Below are 19,226 nucleotides of genomic sequence, written 5' to 3'. Positions count from 1 at the left end.
GCAGGAATTTCCATGACGAAGAATATTGAACAATTAAAATTACACCCGGACCGTCTTTTCTCAAGTGATCCAAGCGTTATTAAGATTGCACGCCAACTGTATGAAAAAATAAAGGATTTACCAATTATTAGCCCACATGGGCATACGGATCCAAGTTGGTTTAACGAAAATAAGAACTTTGGCAACGCAACTGAACTCTTTATTAAACCTGATCACTATGTATTTAGAATGCTGTACAGCCAAGGTATTGACCTTACCACGCTAGGGATCCCCGAGCATGGCCTTGAAGGTGATATGGAACGCTCGAGAAATGCGGATCCAAAAAAAGCGTGGCAAATTTTTGCTGACAATTATCACCTATTTGCTGGCACACCAAGTGGTTACTGGTTAGATGCGGTATTTAGTGATGTATTTAACTTTACAGAAAAACTTTGCTCTGTAAATGCACAAGACTACTATGAAAAAATAACGGCGGCCTTAGCAACAGAAGCATTTAAGCCACAAGCACTGATGGACAGATTCAACATTGAACTAATTGCAACAACTGAAGGTGCTTTGGATACACTCGCGCACCATAAAGCGATTGCTGGTACATCGATGGAAAAACGTGTTATTACCTCGTTTAGACCAGATGATGTTGTTGATGCAAGCCGAGAAGACTTTATTGAAAATATAAAAAAACTAGGTGAACTAACCAACCAAAATACTGCTACATGGCAAGGTTATCTAAGTGCAATTCAAACTCGCCGTGATTATTTTAAACAAGAAGGCAGAGCAACAGCAACTGATCATGGTCACCCTAGTGCACTAACTGCTGATTTAAGTTTAAATGAATGTGAAGCCCTTTTTGAAAAATGCCGTACAGGTCAAGCAACAGAACAAGAACAAGAGCTTTTTCGCGCCCAAATGCTAACTGAACTGGCTGGAATGAGTATAAAAGATGGCCTAGTGATGCAAATTCATCCGGGGGCACACCGAAATCATAACTTACCAATATTTAATCAATTTGGCCGAGATAAAGGCGCAGATATACCAAGTCAAACCGAGTATGTTAATGCACTTAAACCGCTGTTAAGTAAATACGGAAATAACCCAAATCTAAAGATTATTCTATTTACCCTTGATGAAACAACTTACAGTCGTGAACTTGCGCCGCTCGCAGGCCACTACCCTAGTTTAAAACTAGGCCCAGCATGGTGGTTCCATGATAGCCCCGCAGGTATGTTAAGATTTCGTCAGCAAGCAACTGAAACTGCTGGATTTTATAACACGGTGGGCTTTAATGATGATACGCGAGCATTTTTATCAATTCCTGCACGTCATGATGTAGCACGCAGAGTAGATTGCCGATATTTAGCCGAGCTGGTAACAAATCATCAAATTAATGAAGAAACAGCTCACACGTTAGCTTATCAATTAACCTATGGGTTAGTTAAAAAAGCATATAAATTAGATTAGCTTATTTAATTAACAGCCAAGTACTTTTTGCTTGGCTGTTATTATTGGGAGAAGATTATGACAATAAACGCCCCTTTAAAACAGTTTGCACTCACATCCGGTGCTATTATTTTTGCAAGTTTGTTTCTATCGGCTTGCCAGCAAAAGAAAGCATTGCAGCATTACCAACACTTAAAAAAGCGCCCCCTTTAGCACAAATAGAAATCAGTAACCCCTCTGATTTTGCACGTCCTGATGAGCCTATCTACGTGAGCTACTACGACTTAGGCCTCACATCAAAAGAAGCACTCAGCGTTTTCAGTGCTGATGTGGAACTTCCAAGTCAAGCAGTTGATATTGACTACGATGGCACTGTTGACGGACTTTACTTTGTTGTTGATTTAAATAACAGCACACCTGTCAGTATTACTATTGAAAATACACCTGTTAGTGTTAAACCTGTCGATAAAGTAAAACGAGTACAGGCAGATCTTGCCCATAAAGTTGCTGGGCAATGGCACCCGCATAGTCGCCCCCTAAACACCAAATAAATACAGGTAAAAAAGAATACGTTGGAGGTCATTTTGAAAATGTTAAATCACTTACACCGCCAGATTACTATACGGACCATTCAAATTGGATACGCTATGAAGGACCCGGTATTGAATCAGACAAAGTAGGCTATCGCTTTTATTTAGATTGGCGAAATGGCTTTGATATTTTCGGTAAATTAACACCAGAACCCGTGTTACACCAAGTTGGCTTAGATGGATATGAATCTTATCATCACAAAGCACGTTGGGGGATGGATATCCTTAAAGTAGGAAGCTCTCTCGGTGCAGGCGGCTTTGGTGTAATGAATACAAAAAACCAGCTTGAGCACGTCGCCAATGTAAAAACACGGACAGCACGCATTGTCGAAAATGGCGATTTACGCGCGAGTGTACAGCTAGATTATAACGACTGGAAAAGCTCATATAATCAACAAAATCTTGTTGCTGATATTAGTATGCATGCAGGTTCACGCCTAGCAAATGTAGCACTAAAGCTAAGTAAAGACTTACCGAATATGGCTACAGGCATTGTTAAACATGAAAATACTGTGTTCATACAAGGTGATTTAAACAACTTAAGTAACTATGGCTATAGCTATATTGCTAGTTGGGGTAAACAAAGCTTAGATAAATCACCACTTGGTATGGCTATTTTTTTCAAAAAAGGCGATCTAAAAAAAGTAACCGAAGATAAAAACAACTATCTCGCGATACTTGAGCCTAAAGGGGATAAATCTCAGCAACGTGTTAATTACTATTTTGCTTCAGTGTGGCAACCAGAAAGCGGCATAAATAGTAAAGATGCTTTTATTGATTATTTAAACAAGGAAGCCGAAAAATTAACACAAAAACCACGTTTGCGAATTAAAACGCGTTTATCAGCAGCTCAATTCAAAGCACCACTTGATGCAAAAAGTGCTTTAAAGTGGACACAGGCATTAGCTGACACCGAGCTTTCTCATAAAGTACTTGGTTATCACTATATGGGCTGGGATGTAAACCGTAAACGCTTACCAAAATTTGAATACGATATCATTGGTATTCAGCCTTACGCATATAATCAGTTAGCTCTATTGACCGGAAAAAAACAGTACAGCGAAGTCATTGAAAAAGTAACCGCGAGCTTCATTTCTGATCAAGGTAAAATTTATGCGTATAAAAAAAGTAACTTCAATATTGATAACATCCCCCCTGGCCAAAACTTAATTAGCTTATATGAGCGTACAGGTGAGGCTAAATACCGTGTAGCTATTGAAACACTTAGAGAACAATTGCACGATCAACCACGCACCTCTGCTGGTGCTTTTTGGCATAAAAAGAAATACCAAGGTCAAGTATGGTTAGATGGTGTTTACATGGGTATGCCATTTTTAGCTCATTATGCAAAAAAATTCGAGCTTGGTCATAAACAGCAAGAAACGCTTAATGAAGTAGTCAACGAATTTAAACTTACTCGCGAATTTTTACGCGACTCAAGTACAGGGCTTTACTACCATGCATGGGATGAGCTAAAAGCACAAAGTTGGGCTGATAAAAACACAGGATTGTCGCAAGAATTTTGGGCTCGCGGCATGGGCTGGTTAGCCATGGCTGTTGTTGATGTACTGGATTATATTCCGACAGAAAATATCGAGCAGCGTGATTTTTTAGTCACAATGATTGGTGAGATTGCCGTTAGCCTTAAAAGTGTTCAAGATCAAAACACCGGAACATGGTGGCAAATACTTAACAAACCTGCGCAGCGCGGTAATTACCGCGAGTCGTCAGCCACAGCAATGTTTATTTACTTTTATGCCAAAGCAATCAATAAAGGCTACTTAGCTAAAGAATATACTGCTTTAGTAAAATCAGCTTATAAAGGTTTACTCAGTGAATTTACCCTTGTTCATAAAGATGGAACTGTTTCTATGCTAAATCAATGCTACGTAGCAGGGTTAGGTTTTGGTCGTGATGGAAGCTATGACTATTACATGAGCGAACCTATTAGCCGTAACGATCCCAAAGGTGTTGCACCATACATTTTGGCTGGTATCGAAATGGTTAAGCTACTAGGTATAGATAACTCAGTAAAGTAAGTCATTCTTCAAAATAAGGTTGCGTTACTATGCATTTACCATTTAGTTCAGCTGTATTTTCAGTGCTTATCTGTATTTTTTGTTGTGTTTTTACTTTGAAAGCCGAGCCATTACCAAATGAAAATTTATGGTCTATCAGAATGGCTGAATCAGAGATGCAGCGAAACCCACAGGCGTATACCCTCGATTGGCGCAAAGCGCCACGTTGGGATTACACACACGGCCTTGAGCTACTCGCATTCTCTCGGCTTTATCAAAATACAAAAGACAAACGCTACTTTGATTATATACGTGAGTATGTTGATAGCTTAATTAATGAAGATGGCACCATTAAAAGCTATCAACAGAGTAAATATAATATTGATATGCTCAACGCCGGTAAATTATTGTTTTTTATGTATGATGAGACTAAAAACAATAAATATCGCTTAGCAATCGATACTCTTTACAAGCAGCTAGAACATCATCCTCGTACTAAAGAAGGTGGGTTTTGGCATAAAAAGCGTTATACCTCCCAAATGTGGCTCGATGGGCTTTATATGGGTGCGCCCTTTTATGCACAATATATACGCCGCTATGGCAGCGAAACTCAATTCGACGATGTAATCAAACAGTTTGAATTAATAGAAAAATACCTTTATCGCAGTGATACTAAACTACCTGTACATGGGTGGGATGAATCTAAACAACAGGCATGGGCAAATCCTAAAACAGGACAATCGCCTAATCATTGGTCTCGTTCTATTGGTTGGTATGCCATGGCAATGGTCGACGTACTTGACCAACTCCCGAACAATTACAATAAAAAAATGTGGCTAAACACACGCTTTAAGGCGCTAATTGATGCCGCTCTTATTTACCAAGATAGTTCTGGCACCTGGTTTCAAGTAACTGATAAAACAAGTATTAAAGGCAACTACCTAGAATCATCAGGCAGCGCTATGTTAACTTATGCTATGGCTCAAGGTGTTATGAACGGCTACCTTCCTGCGGACTACTTGTTACATGCACAGCGAAGCTACAACGGTTTAATTAAACAATTTATTTTAGTCGATGCAACGAACCAACGTATTTCTTTTACTCAGACATGTGCCGTAGCAGGCCTTGGTGGTACACCCTATCGCGATGGTAGCTTTGGGTATTATATAAGTGAGGATATTCGAGCCAATGATCCTAAAGGCGTAGGGCCATTTATTTTAGCTAGCCTTGCTTTGATGCGTTAAGGCCTAATAATGCGACCAATAAATATAATAATACTGTTAAAATTTTTTGTATATTACCTCGTTACTTTTTCATTTTCAGCCAAATCAATTGCCCCACCAGACGCGGCCTATGTAACAGATAATACTGGTATTAACCGCGTTAGTTTAAATACCGACGATTATACAAATCCTATATTACACGCCGATTATTCCGATCCTGATGTTGTTGCTGTCAATGGCCACTACTACATGACCGCGTCTAGCTTTAATTCAGCCCCAGGATTGCCAATACTTCATTCAACCGATTTAGTTAATTGGTCTTTAATTAATTACGCACTAACAGAACAGATCCCCGTAACGCATTACCAAAAAGTGCAACATGGTAATGGTGTTTGGGCACCAAATATACGTTATCACAATAACTTGTTTTGGATATTTTACCCAGATCCTGATTTTGGTATTTATGTTACCACGACAGCCAATCCAGCAAAAAAATGGAGCAAACCGCGCTTAATTTTATCAGGAAAAGGACTCATCGATCCAACACCTCTGTGGGATGATAACGGTAAAAGTTACTTATTACATGCTTGGGCAAAGAGTAGAGCAGGCTTTAATAATGTTTTAAGTTTGAGGGAAATGACAAGCGATGCATCATCGGTAAGCAGCCTATTTACTCATATCATTGATGGCAAAAATTTCCCTGGATATAGGACGATTGAAGGACCCAAATTTTATAAGCGTAATGGCTATTATTATATATTTGCCCCAGCAGGTGGCGTTGATTTAGGTTGGCAATCGGTGTTTCGTAGTAAAAATATCGCCGGTCCTTACCAAGCTAAAATAGTTATGAATCAAGGTAATTCTATTATTAATGGCCCGCATCAGGGTGCTTGGATACATACTGACTTTGATGAAGATTGGTTTATCCACTTTCAGTCAAAAAAGCGTATGGCCGTATCGTACATTTACAACCAATGCAGTGGAAAAATGATTGGCCTATCATCGGCAAAGACGAAGACGGTGATGAAATAGGTGAGCCTGTTTTACGCTATAAAAAACCAGTGCATAGCGATACAGTGACGATTAAATCACTTAAAGCGAGTGATGATTTTACCGCTGAACAACTGGCTCTACAATGGCAATGGAATGCAAATTCTGATGTACGTTGGTATTCGCTAACTAAAAAGCTTGGTGTTTTGCGCTTATATCAGCAGAAAAAAATAGCCGAAAGCAATGACAGCTTGTGGTTAACACCTTCTCTATTACTACAAAAATTACCCACAAATACCTTTACTCTAACCACTAAACTTACGTTACCTACATTGCCATTAAAAGGCCAAGCAGGACTTGTTTTATTTGGTGAGAACTATGCATGGATCGGTATTACTTATGATAAAGAAACGCAAACTAATCAACTGGTTTACGCACAATGTATAAATGCACGTAAAGGCTGTAATGAACACTTAAAAGAACCTCAACCTTTCTCTGGTAATAATGTTGAGTTACGTATGACAATGCAACCCACTGGCGATGCTATTTTTAGTTATCGCACTAATAGCACAGATCCTTTTCGAATTATTGGTGAACATTTTAGTGCTACAAAAGGACGCTGGGTAGGAGCAAAAGTGGGTTTATTTCATGTTGCATCTAAGCCAAACGCAACGCAATTTATAGATGTTGATTATTTTCGTTTCACACCAATAGAGCAAAATTAAAAATGCGTAATAGCAACAGATTAATTTATTGTATTATACTCATTCTAGGTAGCTTTTTTATAATATCATCCGCATATGGAAAAGAGTACACGTTGCAAAATAGGTATAAAAAATTAATAAAGGATTACCCACAAATACAGTTACCCTCACAAACAATACCCCGCGAAATCTTGTCCTATCAGGATGTTGTTTATAAAAAAGTTACCGACCATGTATTAGCAATGTCTATTTATCGCCCCAAAAATTCAACCGCTTCCTTACCACTTGTTGTCATGATTCATGGTGGGGGCTGGCAATCAGGAACACCTGAACTATTAAAAACATTAGCATTTTCTATTGCAGCACAAGGGTTTGTGGTTGCAGTGCCTGCATATAGATTATCAACAGAGGCGCAATATCCTGCTGCAATTAATGATTTAGCCACTGCGCTGAATTGGCTTACAACTCATAAAGCACAATATAATATAGATACATCAAAACTAGCGCTAATTGGCAGCTCTGCAGGAGGGCAAATGGCGGCCTTACTGGCCTACAGTCAAGGGCAATTAAAAGAAACTAATAACCCACTTATAAAAGCTAACGTATTAATAAATATTGATGGATTGAGCGATTTTACAACACCTATAGCCCTACGCTATGAAAATGACCCAAGTAAAAAAATAACATCTGCGAGTGCTTGGCTCGGTTGGCGATATGAGGATAACCCCCAACGTTGGCATAATGCGTCACCAATTAACTATATTAACGCAAGCTCACCCGCGACCTTATTTATCAATAGTAGTGCTAAGCGTTTTTATGCAGGCAGAGAAAAAGCCATTCAAAAGTTAAATTTTCTGGGCATAACCACTGAAGTTTATCAATTTAAAGATGCTCCTCATTGTTTTTGGCTATTTCAACCGTGGCAAACAGACACAATAAAAGCAATGACGTTATTTTTAAAAAAACAGCTATAACGGGTATTTTATACCAACCGGCTTATATATGGGGTCTATTTAACGATAAGAAAATTGCACTATAACTAGGTAAAAAATTTTATATCTAATTGTTCTAAATAAAAAATTTTTAACAACGTTATAGAGTGATTTAATTCATTAAATTGTTCAAGTATTTATGCCGTTTGGTATTATTCGCTACATTGCCCTGTCGACTCTCGCTTAACTAAAGTGGGCGTAACCGTTTTTTGAAGTGGTAACTTTTCTTTTGTTGCACGCGACTTATTTATTAACTTTTGTACTGCTAAACATGCCATATTATAAACAGGTCGACGAATCGTCGTTAACGAAGGAATAATGCGCGACGCTAAAATATTATCATCAAATCCTGCAACTGAAAGCTCATCGGGTACTTTGATATTTAAGTTACTTGCAACGCGTAATGCCGCTGCGGCCATTTCATCATTATTAGCTACAATAGCTGTTGGTCTATTAGGCGTGTCTAACAGTGTTTGTGCGCACATTAAGCCACTTTCGTAATTATTTTTCCCTTCCACAATACGACTGTCTGGTAGTTGCACATTGTAAACCTGTAACTCAGCCAAAAAACCGGCTAAACGCTCAGTAGATGAACGAAAATGTTGCGGCCCAGAAATAAAACCAATATCGGTATGACCAAGTTCAACTAAATGGCTTGCCATATCACGCATGGCTGCACGCTCATCCGAGACAACTATATTGTCTGCATCATCTAAATCAACAGAGGCAAGGCGTACATAAGGACATTGTGCTTCACGAAGAGCCGCCGCAAGTGCTTTATTTTCAGATACTGGTGGTAGGATAATCACGCCATCTAATTTTGAGCGTGAAATAAAACGTAAGCAATCATCAATAAAGTCCTCATGCTTTGACGACCCGGGGTGAACAACTAGCTCATAACCCAGTTCGGCGCACACACTTAAAGCACCGCGTTGTACTTGGTCAATATAAAGCGCATCAGGGTTATCATAAATTAGCCCTAATAAATAAGAACGACTAGATGCGAGTCCACGAGCCTGCTTATCTGGTGAAAAGCCTGTTTCTTTAATTATTTCCAGTACCCGCTCACGCGTTGCCTCACCTACTGCTGGTGAGCAGTTAATTACGCGAGAAACAGTACGTTTTGAAACACCTGAAAGCCGTGCTACATCATTGATCGTTACTGACATTATAAGTTCCTGAACAAGGGTAATCTTCAATTTTACCAGCTACTTGATGTCTGTAAAGAAACCATTGCAGTGATTAGTCTTTCAAGGCAAAAATGAACCCAAAAATAAATTATTTTGTAAGACAATAGTTATAACAGCGGTTGGCTTTTACGCAAAATAAATTCGACCAACCGCTTTTTGTATAGCCTATTGTAGTAGATTCAGCGCTGTTAGCGTGAAAATTACGGCTTAAGACAAGTTTATTATCCCAAGTTCAGATTATGTTACTCAATAAGACCAAATAAGCGAGGTAAAAACTCACTCACAGCAGGTACGTATGTAACCAGCATTAAAACTAAAAACATAACGATATATAATGGGATCATTGGCTTAATAATTTTATGAAGAGACGTTTTAGCCACTGCACAACTTACAAAAAGTACACTTCCTACTGGTGGCGACACCAACCCTATGGATAAATTTAATACAATCATAATACCAAATTGTATAGGCGACATACCAAACTGTTCAGCCACAGGCAAAAATATTGGCGTAAAAATAAGCACCGCAGGAGTCATATCGATAAATGCTCCCACTAGAATTAAAATCAAGTTTATGAGTAATAATATAATAATTGGGTTATCACTGAGTGTTAAAAAGAAATCACTGACAATTTGCGGAATATGGGTAAACGATAGCAGCCAAGACATTGCAGAAGAAGCACCAATGATGAGCATTACAATCGCGGTTGTTTCACATGCTTTTAGTAATATTCCAGGTAACGCGGCTAAACTAATTTCCTTATAAACAATAACAGATAATATTAACGCATAAATTACCGCGATTGCCCCCGCTTCAGTTGCAGTAAATACCCCTCCAATAATACCGCCTATTACAATAAAAATAAGCAGTAAACTAGGAAAGGCAGCCAACACTTTTTCAATAACAATTTTCAACGGTAGGCGTGCTGTTACAGGGTATTTATTTTTAATAGAATACACCGCACAAACAGTCATTAATGCAAGTCCAACTAATATACCCGGAAGGTAGCCTGCTATAAATAATGCCGCAATTGAAACACCACCACTGGCGATTGCATAAATAATTAAAATATTACTGGGTGGAATTAGCATGCCCGTCGTGGATGCCGTCGCGGTGACAGCAGCCGCAAAGTTTTCACTGTAACCATGTTTTTTCATCTCTGGTACCATAAAACTACCAATCGCTGAGGTTGCAGCTACAGCAGAACCTGATATTGCACCAAATAGCATACACGACAAAACATTTACCAACGCTAAGCCACCAGGTAAAAACCCTATTAATGCCATCGCACATTCGATTAACCGCTTGGCGATCCCTCCTTGGCCCATGATAAGCCCAGAGAGAATAAAAAATGGAATAGCAAGTAAAGCAAAACTATCTAATCCACCAGCTAGCTGTTGGGCGATAGTCGTCGCCGCCGGCGTAAAATCCATATGCATTAATAAGGCGAGTAAAGTAGCTAAACCAATGCATATTGAAATAGGGACATTAATAAGTAGTAATGCAAAAAAAGTAACGACGAGAATTATTGCTGTAAAATCCATTACACCTCCTCCTTCTGTCTAGTAGCGGCTAATTGAAGTAAATTATCTAAGCAATTAATCGCAATAAGTACCCCGCTTAATGGCAACACTAAATAAACAAATCCCATATTAATGCCTAAAGCTGCTGATGTTTGCTTCAAATCAAAGCTTAATAGCATCAATAAAGCGCCCCCATAAATTAATAGACTGCTGGCTGTTATTAGCGCTATTAATTCTATAAAAATAGCGCATTTGTGCTTTAGTCTCGGTTTCATTTTTTCATAAAACAGATCAAGCCCTAAATGTGCACGTGTTCGATAAGCGTAGGCTGCACCTAATACGCCAATCCAAATAAGCAAAAAGCGCGCTAATTCTTCGGTATATGAACTTGGCGAACGCATTATAAATCTCGAAAAAACCTGCCAGCAAACCACCGCAACAATGGCAACCATAGCCATAATCAAAATACGCTCAATTAGGTGATTTAAAAGTGTGTTAAATTTACGCATCATCTCTCACTACATTGCTTTAATTTTTGTTATTACTTTTGCAACAGGAGTGTTGTCAAAAGACGCATGAAACTCAACGACTTGATCGCGAAATGCTTTTTTATCTGGATAGGTTACTTCAACACCCGCTTCAATTACTTTTGCAAGGGCGTCATCAGAAGCGGTTTGCCATAACGAACGCTGGTACTTTACTGAATCAGCCATTGCTTGGCTTAGCCATTGCTGCTGCTGAGTATTTAACGAATTCCACACACTTTGGCTGGCAATAATTACATCAGGTACAAATGTGTGCTCATCTAATGAATAATATTTTGCTATTTCATAATGGCGAGATAAGTAATAACTAGGTGGGTTATTCTCTGCACCATCAACAACACCTTGTTGCAAAGCTGCATAGAGTTCACCCCATGCAATAGGCGCAGCTGCACCACCAAGGGCTTGAACAGTGGCAACCGCAGTTGGACTATTCAGTACTCTTATTTTTTCACCCACTAAGTCATCAGGTGTGTTGATTGGTTTATTCGTTGTATAAAAACTACGGCTACCCGCATCGTAATAACCCAGCCCTTTAAGTTTTGCAGTTGCAACCTTATCGAGTAAATTTTGGCCTGTTTCGCTATTAAGTACTCGCCAAAAATGTTCACTATCTCTGAATAAGTAAGGGATACCAAATACTTTCATTTCAGGTACAAACCCTTCAAGAGGACTGGCTGATACTTTGGTTATAGCAAGGCTGCCTATTTGCAATAGTTCAATTAATTCTCGCTCAGAACCAAGTTGGCCACCTGGGTAAATTACTATCTCCATACTCCCCTTTGAATAGTAATCTAGCCGCGTTGCCATAAATTCCATCGCCTTGTGAACCACATGACGAGTATCAAGTGTATGCGCTAATGTTAAACGTATGGTTTTTTTATCATCGCTACAACTGGTGAGTAGCCCGATCGATAAAACCAAAAAAACGACATTGAGAAGATTCTTATGCATTATTATATTTCTTCTTATCAGTGTGTGAATAAGCGATTGTACGAACTACATTACCTCAGTTCATGCGGCTGATATTTATCCATATCATCATAATCTAGATTTTCGCCAGCCATCCCCCAGATAAAACTGTAGTTTTGAGTACCCGATCCAGAATGAATAGACCACGCAGGTGAAACAACGGCCTGTTCATTATGTATCCATAAATGGCGCGTTTCTGTGGGTTCTCCCATAAAATGGCACACAGCTTGTTGCTCTGGTATTTCAAAATAAAAATACACTTCATTACGTCGCTCATGTTGATGAGCAGGCATTGTATTCCATACACTACCAGGCTTTAGCTCAGTCAAACCCATTTGTAATTGGCAAGTTTTTACAACTGTATTAATCAGCATTTGGTTTATATCACGCTCGTTAGACGTTTCTAAAGCGCCTAAATGCAAGACGTTTGCATCATTACGGGTAACTCGTTTATTTGGGTATTTATGGTGTGCTGGCGCCGAATTTAAATAAAACTTAGCTGGATTTGTGTTATCACAGCTTTTAAACGTCACATTTTTTGATTCTTTACCTATATACAAAGCATCTTTGTAGTTAAGTTCAAACGTCTCATTGTCTGCAGTTACCGTACCTCGGCCGCCTACATTGATAATGCCCAATTCACGTCCATTCAAAAAATGAGCTGCTTTGAGGTTATCTACTGTCTCTAGCGTTAAAGCTCCTACTGTTGGAACCGCACTACCTACCATAAAACGTTCGTAATGCGTGTACAGCCAATAAATTTTGTCTACTTGCATAAGCTTATCAACCAAAAACTCATCTCTGAGCTGCTGTGTATCGTAGCCTTTCACTTCATTTGGACCAACGGCGTAACGTGACTCAATTTCTGTACTCATAGTTTGCTACCTAAAATAAAGTTATCGTGCTAACCAGCCGCCATCAACAGCTAAAATATGTCCATTAACATAATCGCTAGCAGCTGATGATAAAAAGATGGCGGTTCCAATTAAATCCTCAGCGTCACCCCAACGCCCTGCTGGTATACGTTTTTCGATCTCACTGTTTCGAGTAGGATCATCTTGTAAAGCTTGTGTGTTATCGGTTTTAAAGTAACCGGGAGCAATTGCATTTGTTTGAATATTATATTGCGCCCATTCATTCGCTAATGCTTTAGTAACGCCTGCAATAGCATGTTTACTTGCTGTGTAAGCAGGTACTGTCATGCCACCACTATATGAAAGCATTGACGCAATATTGATAATTTTCCCTTGCCCTTTTTTAATCATTGCAGGTGCAAGTGCCTGAGCAAGTAAAAAACTAGCATCAACATTTACTTTCATTACGTTTTGCCACTGCTCGTACGGATAATCTACGGCTGGACTTCGAAAAATAGTGCCACCTACATTAATTAAAATATCAACAGTCCCAGCATACTCTAATGCACGCTCCGCAAGCGAAATTACAGCATCTTCGCGGCTTAAATCAGCAGATAATTCAATCACTTGCCCTGATTCATTGTTAATCATCTGGCACGTGTTTTTGCAACCATTCTCTTTGCTACTGCTACATATAATATTTGCACCTGCTTGAGCTAAACCCAAGGCTATTTGCTGCCCTAATCCACGGCTGGCCCCAGTTACTAAGGCCGTTTTTCCCTTTAAATCGAATAAATGCATGCTCATTGCTAATTCCTATCGTTAATCTCTATATTTATATAATGTAAATAAAATAATTTGAGTTGTTAAAAGCCATTCTTCGCTACCGGTGGCAGTTTGTCAAATTTAATTTGCCACCGGTGGCATTTATAAGTAGTATGAAATCAACAACAGGCCAATCGATACTCAAAATGGGTTATATTATGCAAACATTGAATAGAAAAAACTTTAATAAAAACAAATACCCAACAAAAATAATGCAATTTGGTGAAGGTAACTTTTTACGCGCTTTTGTCGATTGGCAAATAGATAAATTAAACCAAACGAGTGATCTAAGTGCAGGCATTGCAATTATTCGCCCAATTGATTACGACACATTACCGCTGCTAAATACACAAGATGGTTTGTACACCACTATTATTCGTGGCTTAAATGAGCAAGGTGAAACCGTAAGTGAAGAGCGTATTATTGGTTGCGTTAATGAAGAGATCCCTATTTATAAAAACCTTGAGCGTTTTTTAGAGCTTGCTACAAATTCTGATTTGAAAATCATTTTTTCAAATACAACTGAAGCAGGCATAGAGTACATTGATTCAGACAAGCTAGAGGATAAACCTGCAAAAGCATTCCCAGCAAAGCTAACACAATGGTTATTTCATCGATTTAATCACTTTGCTGGCTCAGCAGAAAGTGGCATGGTCATTATTCCGTGCGAACTTATTGATTACAATGGCGAAAAGCTCAAAGAAATCGTTTTAAAGTACGCAAAAAACTGGCAATTACCAGAAGAGTTTACCCAATGGTTAAATGTACATAACCATTTTTGCTCAAGCCTAGTTGACCGTATTGTGACAGGCTTTCCACGAGACGAACATCAACAACTGCAAGAGTCACTCGGTTATTTAGACAACTTTATGGTCACTGCCGAGTATTTTCACTTATTTGTTATTCAAGGACCAAAACATCTCGCTGAGTTATTGTGTTTGAAAGACAGTGACGTAAATATAAAAATTGTCGACGATATTTCACCTTACAAACAACGCAAAGTGGCTATTTTAAATGGAGCACATACAGCGTTAGTGCCGCTGGCATATATGGCAAATATTGACTCGGTTGGTGATGCCCTTAGTGCTCAATTATTTGAACGATATTTAACTCAACTCATTGCTGATGAGATTATTCCGACCCTTGATTTACCCGCAGATGAGCTAAAGAAGTTTGCCAGCGATGTACTTAACCGCTTTAGAAACCCCTATATTTGCCATCTACTATTGTCTATTTCACTAAACAGTATGACTAAATTTAAGACACGCCTGCTACCTCAGCTATTTAAATATGTGGAATTAAACCAAAAGGTTCCTGAGTTAATTGCGATGGCAATGGCTGGACAAATTTTATTTTACCGTGGTGTACGTAATGATGAGTCTATAGCTCTCAGTGATAGCGAACAATGGTTAGCGTTTTTTAAAGACAACTGGCTGGAGTATGGCCGTGGTAGCTTAAGTATTGATCAATTGGTTGAAAAGTTCCTAGCCTGTGATTGGCACTGGGAAACAAATTTAAATGATATTTCAGGCCTTAAACAAAGCATCGTAGGCTATCTACAGAGTATGTTGAACACCAGTGTAGCAGCCACCATTGAAAGTAAATTAGGTCAATAAAATGAAACCATTAATCAAATTACACCCAACCGATGATGTAGCAATTGCCATGCGCAATATTGGAGCAGGCGAAACATTACCGGTTGATGGCATCGACATTTTAGTAACTCAAGATGTAGACAAAGGTCATAAAGTAGCTTTGCGTGACATAGAAAAAGACGAGAAAGTTATAAAATATGGAGCTCCAATTGGCTTTGCTTTAGCTAATATACCAAAAGGTACGTGGGTTCATACACACTGTGTTAAAACCACCCTAAACGATGAACTTGAATATCAATACACCCCTGAGTTTATTGACCAAGCAGCAGCAACTCCATCACCCGATGTTAATATTTATCGTCGTAAAAATGGCGAAATTGGTATACGCAACGAGATTTGGCTTATCCCTACTGTTGGCTGTGTAAACGGTATGATTGCACAAATGAAAAAAGAGTTTATGCAACGAAACCCTGATCTTGGCATTGACGGAATTCATGTTTTTCCTCATCAATTTGGCTGCTCACAGCTCGGTGATGATTTAGAAACAACCCGTATTCTTTTACAAAACATGGTATTGCACCCTAATGCAGGCGGTGCGTTGGTTGTTGGCTTGGGGTGTGAAAACAACCAATTAAATGTGTTTAAAGAAGGGCTTGGGGATTTTGATGAAAACCGCGTTAAATTTTTAATCACACAACAAGCTGATGACGAAATTGAAGATGGTGTCGCTCTTCTCGAAGAAATTTATAGTCGAATAAAGCACGACAAACGCGAACCTGGAAAATTAAGTGAAGTTAAATTTGGTTTAGAGTGTGGTGGCAGTGATGGCCTATCGGGCATAACAGCTAACCCTATGCTAGGTGTGTTTTCAGATTATTTAATAGCCCAAGGCGGTACAACCGTGTTAACCGAAGTACCAGAAATGTTTGGTGCCGAAACGCTATTAATGTCGCGTTGTAAAGACGAAGCAACCTTTCATAAGTTAGTTGAAATGGTTAACAACTTTAAAGGTTATTACAAAGCACATAATCAACCCATCTACGAAAATCCGTCACCTGGAAATAAAAAAGGCGGAATAACCACATTGGAAGATAAATCACTAGGGTGTACACAAAAAGCTGGCAGCAGCAAAGTACAAGCCGTCTTACACTATGGTGAACGTTTGAGCGTACCCGGTTTAAACTTACTAGATGCACCTGGCAATGACCCAATTGCAACAAGTGCTTTAGGTGCTTCTGGTTGCCACATTGTACTATTTACCACTGGTCGTGGCACCCCTTATGGCGGCTTTGTTCCTACGCTTAAAATTGCCACTAATTCAGAGCTAGCCAAGAAAAAAACACGCTGGATAGACTTTGATGCTGGTGTGCTCATCAACGATGTAAGTATGGAGCAAGTGCATGGTGAGTTTGTTGACTTGCTTGTTGAGATAGTCAACGGAAAAGAAACCTGTAATGAAAAGAATGATATTCGTGAAGTCGCTATCTGGAAAAAAGGAGTCACGCTTTAAATGTCTATCAAAAAAATAGCAATTATTGGCGAGTGTATGGTTGAGCTATCGGGTCAATTATTTTCTTCTATGCAACAAAACTATGGCGGTGACACAATGAATACCGCTATTTATTTGAAAAAGCTCGCAGGTCAAAGTGTTGATGTAAATTATGTTACTTGCATGGGTGCCGACACTTTGAGCACCGAGATAATAAAGCAGTGGCAAAAACATCAATTAAATACTGATTTTGTACTTATCGCACCTGATAAACAGGTTGGTTTGTATATGATTCAAAACGATGTTCAAGGAGAGCGCTCTTTTCAATATTGGCGAAGCGACTCAGCAGCAAAATATTTGGTAACACATCCTGATTTTAACCATATTGTCGCGCTTCTTAGTCATTTTGATGCTATTTATCTATCAGGGATATCACTCGCTATTTTATCAGTTAAAGATTGCAATACCCTGCTTGAAATTCTAACAAAGCTTGCTCATCAAGGTGTCGATATTATATATGACAGTAATCACCGCCCGGCTCTTTGGGCAAGTGATGAACACTGTAAAAAAACCAACAAAGTCATGTATGCGCTTGCTAATTTATCATTGCTCACTTTTGATGATGAAGTACAAATTTGGGCCGATAATAATATTACCGCTTGCCATTTTCGTTTGCACAAAGCCGGCGCTCAGCATGTGCTCATAAAAACAGGTGCTGATGGTTGTCAGTACAGTAATAAAAACACTTCAGAGCCCCGCTATTTTAAAACCAACAAAGTCGATAATGTTACTGATACAACAGCGGCTGGGGATTCATTTAACGCGGGGTTTCTAGCATACTGGCTACACGGTAATTCAATAGAGGACTGTGCCAAAGCTGGTAACTTATTAGCCGGACAGGTTATTCAACACCGAGGGGCGATTGTAGGTATTGATACTGATTCAATAAAAACGTCAATAATAGGTCGTTAATGATGAAGTTTACTTTTTTCGTTATTTGTCTATTGGTTAGTTGCAACATCCACTCAAAAACACCAGCCATTGGAAGTGAGCCCAGTACTATTTTGTATGTGGATAAGCATAACCCTAAATATTTCAGCTCTATTCAACAAGCTATTGATGCGAGTACTCACTTTAAACGCGTTATTATTTTAATCAGCGCTGGCGAATATAACGAAAAGCTATTTATAACTCGCAATAACTTAAGTTTAGTTGGTCAGTCGCAAAGTAATACGCGAATTACTTTTCCTGAGCTTAGAAATAACTGGCGAAAAAATCACGACAGTGATTGGGGGCGGCGGTTGTAAATATTGACGGTAGCGATATAAATATCGTCAACTTACAAATCAATAATCACTACGGCCGAGAACACAATACTAACGAGCACCAGTTTGCGGTTCGTAGTTTTGAAAAGGCCACCCGCATCACCTTGCATCAATGTAACATTAGTTCCGACGGGGCCGATACTCTGAGTTTGTGGAATAAAAAAGATGGATTATATTACCATTCATATTGCTCATTTACTGGCGCAACCGATATGGTGTGTCCTCGTGGTACCGCGTTAATTGAGCATTCTAAATTCTTCAACATAAAGCAAAGTGCCACTCTTTGGCATGATGGCGAACTCAATGTAAATCAAAAGCTCGTTGTAAATGACAGTGAATTTGATGGTGTAAAAGGTTTTTGGTTAGGTCGACATCATTATGATGCACAGTTTTATTTAATTAATAACCAGTTCTCTAGCCACATGGCTGACAAACCAATATTCAAAAAAACCTACCCTGATAAAAGCCGTAATAAGGCAAACAAATTTGGCGCTAGGTATTTTTTTGCGAATAATCAAAACATTAATAGTTATTCATGGGCACGTAATAATTTTCAGCCCACTAACACTTATTTAGCCCAACAAACTGTCGAACAGTGGGTATTTGGTGATAAATGGCATCCAAATGCCGTACTTCATAATTTAGCACAACAAATAAATAAAACTGCTTTTGCTACTGATAGCTTTAGCTTATAAACATAACAATTTTAGGGTGCATACTTTGGATACAATCAATAAGAAAATTAAATATTTAAGTTTAAGTGTATTTGTTTTATTAGTGGGCGTATTCACCTCTCACGGGTATGCACTCGACTCAAATTTAGCCTTTAAAAATGCCGATGGATACGGGAAATACACGCAAGGGGGCGTGACGGCAAAATCTATATTGTTAACTCACTGGAAGATAATCCTAAAAACCCAGCAAAGGGAACACTTAGACACGCCTTAAAGCGTAAAT

Annotated in this window: 19 protein-coding genes; 13 read left to right on the top strand and 6 right to left on the bottom strand. The window is 38.9% G+C overall.

The window, feature by feature from the left end:
- Positions 1-12 precede the first annotated feature (12 nt).
- The 7 genes from uxaC (at position 13) to P4S65_RS18400 (ending at position 7,936) form a co-directional block, all read left to right on the top strand.
- Complete coding sequence (gene uxaC, locus P4S65_RS18430; RefSeq protein WP_337120828.1) at positions 13-1,458, top strand: glucuronate isomerase; 1,446 nt, start codon at positions 13-15, stop codon at positions 1,456-1,458.
- 134 nt (positions 1,459-1,592) lie between these two features.
- Positions 1,593-1,988: a DUF4861 family protein gene (locus P4S65_RS18425; RefSeq protein WP_337120827.1), complete on the top strand. Its 396-nt coding sequence runs from the start codon at positions 1,593-1,595 to the stop codon at positions 1,986-1,988.
- Positions 1,985-4,066, top strand: coding sequence for a glycoside hydrolase family 88 protein (locus P4S65_RS18420; protein WP_337121193.1), 2,082 nt, complete (start codon positions 1,985-1,987; stop codon positions 4,064-4,066). Before P4S65_RS18425 ends, P4S65_RS18420 begins: the two co-directional genes overlap by 4 nt.
- Positions 4,067-4,095: 29 nt before the next feature.
- The gene (locus P4S65_RS18415) at positions 4,096-5,289 is read left to right on the top strand and encodes a glycoside hydrolase family 88/105 protein (RefSeq protein ID WP_337120826.1); all 1,194 of its coding nucleotides are present in this window, start codon (positions 4,096-4,098) and stop codon (positions 5,287-5,289) included.
- Between the two features lie 9 nt (positions 5,290-5,298).
- Complete coding sequence (locus P4S65_RS18410) at positions 5,299-6,300, top strand: glycoside hydrolase 43 family protein (protein WP_337120825.1); 1,002 nt, start codon at positions 5,299-5,301, stop codon at positions 6,298-6,300.
- Positions 6,243-6,983 (top strand): hypothetical protein, encoded by a 741-nt coding sequence (locus P4S65_RS18405; RefSeq protein ID WP_337120824.1) that lies wholly within the window; start codon positions 6,243-6,245, stop codon positions 6,981-6,983. The genes P4S65_RS18410 and P4S65_RS18405 overlap by 58 nt, the downstream gene beginning before the upstream one ends.
- Positions 6,984-7,204: 221 nt before the next feature.
- Positions 7,205-7,936 (top strand): alpha/beta hydrolase, encoded by a 732-nt coding sequence (locus tag P4S65_RS18400; RefSeq protein WP_337120823.1) that lies wholly within the window; start codon positions 7,205-7,207, stop codon positions 7,934-7,936.
- Positions 7,937-8,106: 170 nt separating this feature from the next.
- On the opposite strand, the gene P4S65_RS18395 is transcribed toward P4S65_RS18400, so the two are convergent.
- The 6 genes from P4S65_RS18395 to P4S65_RS18370 all read right to left on the bottom strand — a co-directional run bounded on the left by P4S65_RS18395 (position 8,107) and on the right by P4S65_RS18370 (position 13,842).
- Positions 8,107-9,123 (bottom strand): LacI family DNA-binding transcriptional regulator, encoded by a 1,017-nt coding sequence (locus P4S65_RS18395; RefSeq protein WP_007377232.1) that lies wholly within the window; start codon positions 9,121-9,123, stop codon positions 8,107-8,109.
- 263 nt (positions 9,124-9,386) lie between these two features.
- The gene (locus tag P4S65_RS18390; RefSeq protein WP_007377231.1) at positions 9,387-10,688 is read right to left on the bottom strand and encodes a TRAP transporter large permease; all 1,302 of its coding nucleotides are present in this window, start codon (positions 10,686-10,688) and stop codon (positions 9,387-9,389) included.
- Positions 10,688-11,179: a TRAP transporter small permease gene (locus tag P4S65_RS18385; protein ID WP_007377230.1), complete on the bottom strand. Its 492-nt coding sequence runs from the start codon at positions 11,177-11,179 to the stop codon at positions 10,688-10,690. Before P4S65_RS18385 ends, P4S65_RS18390 begins: the two co-directional genes overlap by 1 nt.
- 6 nt (positions 11,180-11,185) lie before the next feature.
- Complete coding sequence (locus P4S65_RS18380; protein ID WP_149615082.1) at positions 11,186-12,163, bottom strand: TRAP transporter substrate-binding protein; 978 nt, start codon at positions 12,161-12,163, stop codon at positions 11,186-11,188.
- Between the two features lie 50 nt (positions 12,164-12,213).
- Positions 12,214-13,056: a 5-dehydro-4-deoxy-D-glucuronate isomerase gene (gene kduI, locus P4S65_RS18375; protein ID WP_337120822.1), complete on the bottom strand. Its 843-nt coding sequence runs from the start codon at positions 13,054-13,056 to the stop codon at positions 12,214-12,216.
- Positions 13,057-13,077: 21 nt separating this feature from the next.
- Positions 13,078-13,842 (bottom strand): SDR family oxidoreductase, encoded by a 765-nt coding sequence (locus P4S65_RS18370; RefSeq protein ID WP_337120821.1) that lies wholly within the window; start codon positions 13,840-13,842, stop codon positions 13,078-13,080.
- Positions 13,843-13,973: 131 nt separating this feature from the next.
- Between P4S65_RS18370 and P4S65_RS18365 the strand changes: the two genes are divergently transcribed.
- The 6 genes from P4S65_RS18365 to P4S65_RS18340 are packed head-to-tail and all read left to right on the top strand — an operon-like array spanning position 13,974 to position 19,217.
- The gene (locus P4S65_RS18365) at positions 13,974-15,476 is read left to right on the top strand and encodes a tagaturonate reductase (protein ID WP_337120820.1); all 1,503 of its coding nucleotides are present in this window, start codon (positions 13,974-13,976) and stop codon (positions 15,474-15,476) included.
- A gap of 1 nt (position 15,477) precedes the next feature.
- Complete coding sequence (locus tag P4S65_RS18360; protein ID WP_008134477.1) at positions 15,478-16,965, top strand: UxaA family hydrolase; 1,488 nt, start codon at positions 15,478-15,480, stop codon at positions 16,963-16,965.
- On the top strand, positions 16,966-17,916 hold the full coding sequence (locus P4S65_RS18355) for a sugar kinase (RefSeq protein WP_337120819.1): 951 nt from the start codon (positions 16,966-16,968) through the stop codon (positions 17,914-17,916).
- On the top strand, positions 17,916-18,251 hold the full coding sequence (locus P4S65_RS18350; protein ID WP_337120818.1) for a hypothetical protein: 336 nt from the start codon (positions 17,916-17,918) through the stop codon (positions 18,249-18,251). The genes P4S65_RS18355 and P4S65_RS18350 overlap by 1 nt, the downstream gene beginning before the upstream one ends.
- The gene (locus tag P4S65_RS18345; protein WP_337120817.1) at positions 18,233-18,964 is read left to right on the top strand and encodes a polysaccharide lyase; all 732 of its coding nucleotides are present in this window, start codon (positions 18,233-18,235) and stop codon (positions 18,962-18,964) included. Before P4S65_RS18350 ends, P4S65_RS18345 begins: the two co-directional genes overlap by 19 nt.
- A 25-nt stretch (positions 18,965-18,989) precedes the next feature.
- On the top strand, positions 18,990-19,217 hold the full coding sequence (locus tag P4S65_RS18340) for a hypothetical protein (protein WP_337120816.1): 228 nt from the start codon (positions 18,990-18,992) through the stop codon (positions 19,215-19,217).
- Positions 19,218-19,226: the final 9 nt, after the last annotated feature.

This window comes from Pseudoalteromonas sp. B131b (assembly GCF_037162545.1).
GTDB lineage: Bacteria > Pseudomonadota > Gammaproteobacteria > Enterobacterales > Alteromonadaceae > Pseudoalteromonas > Pseudoalteromonas fuliginea.
The sequence above is the reverse complement of the archived record's forward strand: the minus strand, read 5'-3'. Positions and strand labels throughout refer to the sequence as shown.

Bases quoted from the DNA above. Each gene is read 5' to 3' on its own strand.
- uxaC (WP_337120828.1), top strand. From the start codon at position 13: ATGACGAAGAATATTGAACAATTAAAATTACACCCGGACCGTCTTTTC.
- P4S65_RS18415 (WP_337120826.1), top strand. From the start codon at position 4,096: ATGCATTTACCATTTAGTTCAGCTGTATTTTCAGTGCTTATCTGTATT.
- P4S65_RS18410 (WP_337120825.1), top strand. From the start codon at position 5,299: ATGCGACCAATAAATATAATAATACTGTTAAAATTTTTTGTATATTAC.
- P4S65_RS18405 (WP_337120824.1), top strand. From the start codon at position 6,243: ATGCAGTGGAAAAATGATTGGCCTATCATCGGCAAAGACGAAGACGGT.
- P4S65_RS18400 (WP_337120823.1), top strand. From the start codon at position 7,205: ATGTCTATTTATCGCCCCAAAAATTCAACCGCTTCCTTACCACTTGTT.
- P4S65_RS18395 (WP_007377232.1), bottom strand. From the start codon at position 9,123: ATGTCAGTAACGATCAATGATGTAGCACGGCTTTCAGGTGTTTCAAAA.
- P4S65_RS18390 (WP_007377231.1), bottom strand. From the start codon at position 10,688: ATGGATTTTACAGCAATAATTCTCGTCGTTACTTTTTTTGCATTACTA.
- P4S65_RS18385 (WP_007377230.1), bottom strand. From the start codon at position 11,179: ATGATGCGTAAATTTAACACACTTTTAAATCACCTAATTGAGCGTATT.
- P4S65_RS18380 (WP_149615082.1), bottom strand. From the start codon at position 12,163: ATGCATAAGAATCTTCTCAATGTCGTTTTTTTGGTTTTATCGATCGGG.
- kduI (WP_337120822.1), bottom strand. From the start codon at position 13,056: ATGAGTACAGAAATTGAGTCACGTTACGCCGTTGGTCCAAATGAAGTG.
- P4S65_RS18370 (WP_337120821.1), bottom strand. From the start codon at position 13,842: ATGAGCATGCATTTATTCGATTTAAAGGGAAAAACGGCCTTAGTAACT.
- P4S65_RS18365 (WP_337120820.1), top strand. From the start codon at position 13,974: ATGAAATCAACAACAGGCCAATCGATACTCAAAATGGGTTATATTATG.
- P4S65_RS18360 (WP_008134477.1), top strand. From the start codon at position 15,478: ATGAAACCATTAATCAAATTACACCCAACCGATGATGTAGCAATTGCC.
- P4S65_RS18355 (WP_337120819.1), top strand. From the start codon at position 16,966: ATGTCTATCAAAAAAATAGCAATTATTGGCGAGTGTATGGTTGAGCTA.
- P4S65_RS18350 (WP_337120818.1), top strand. From the start codon at position 17,916: ATGATGAAGTTTACTTTTTTCGTTATTTGTCTATTGGTTAGTTGCAAC.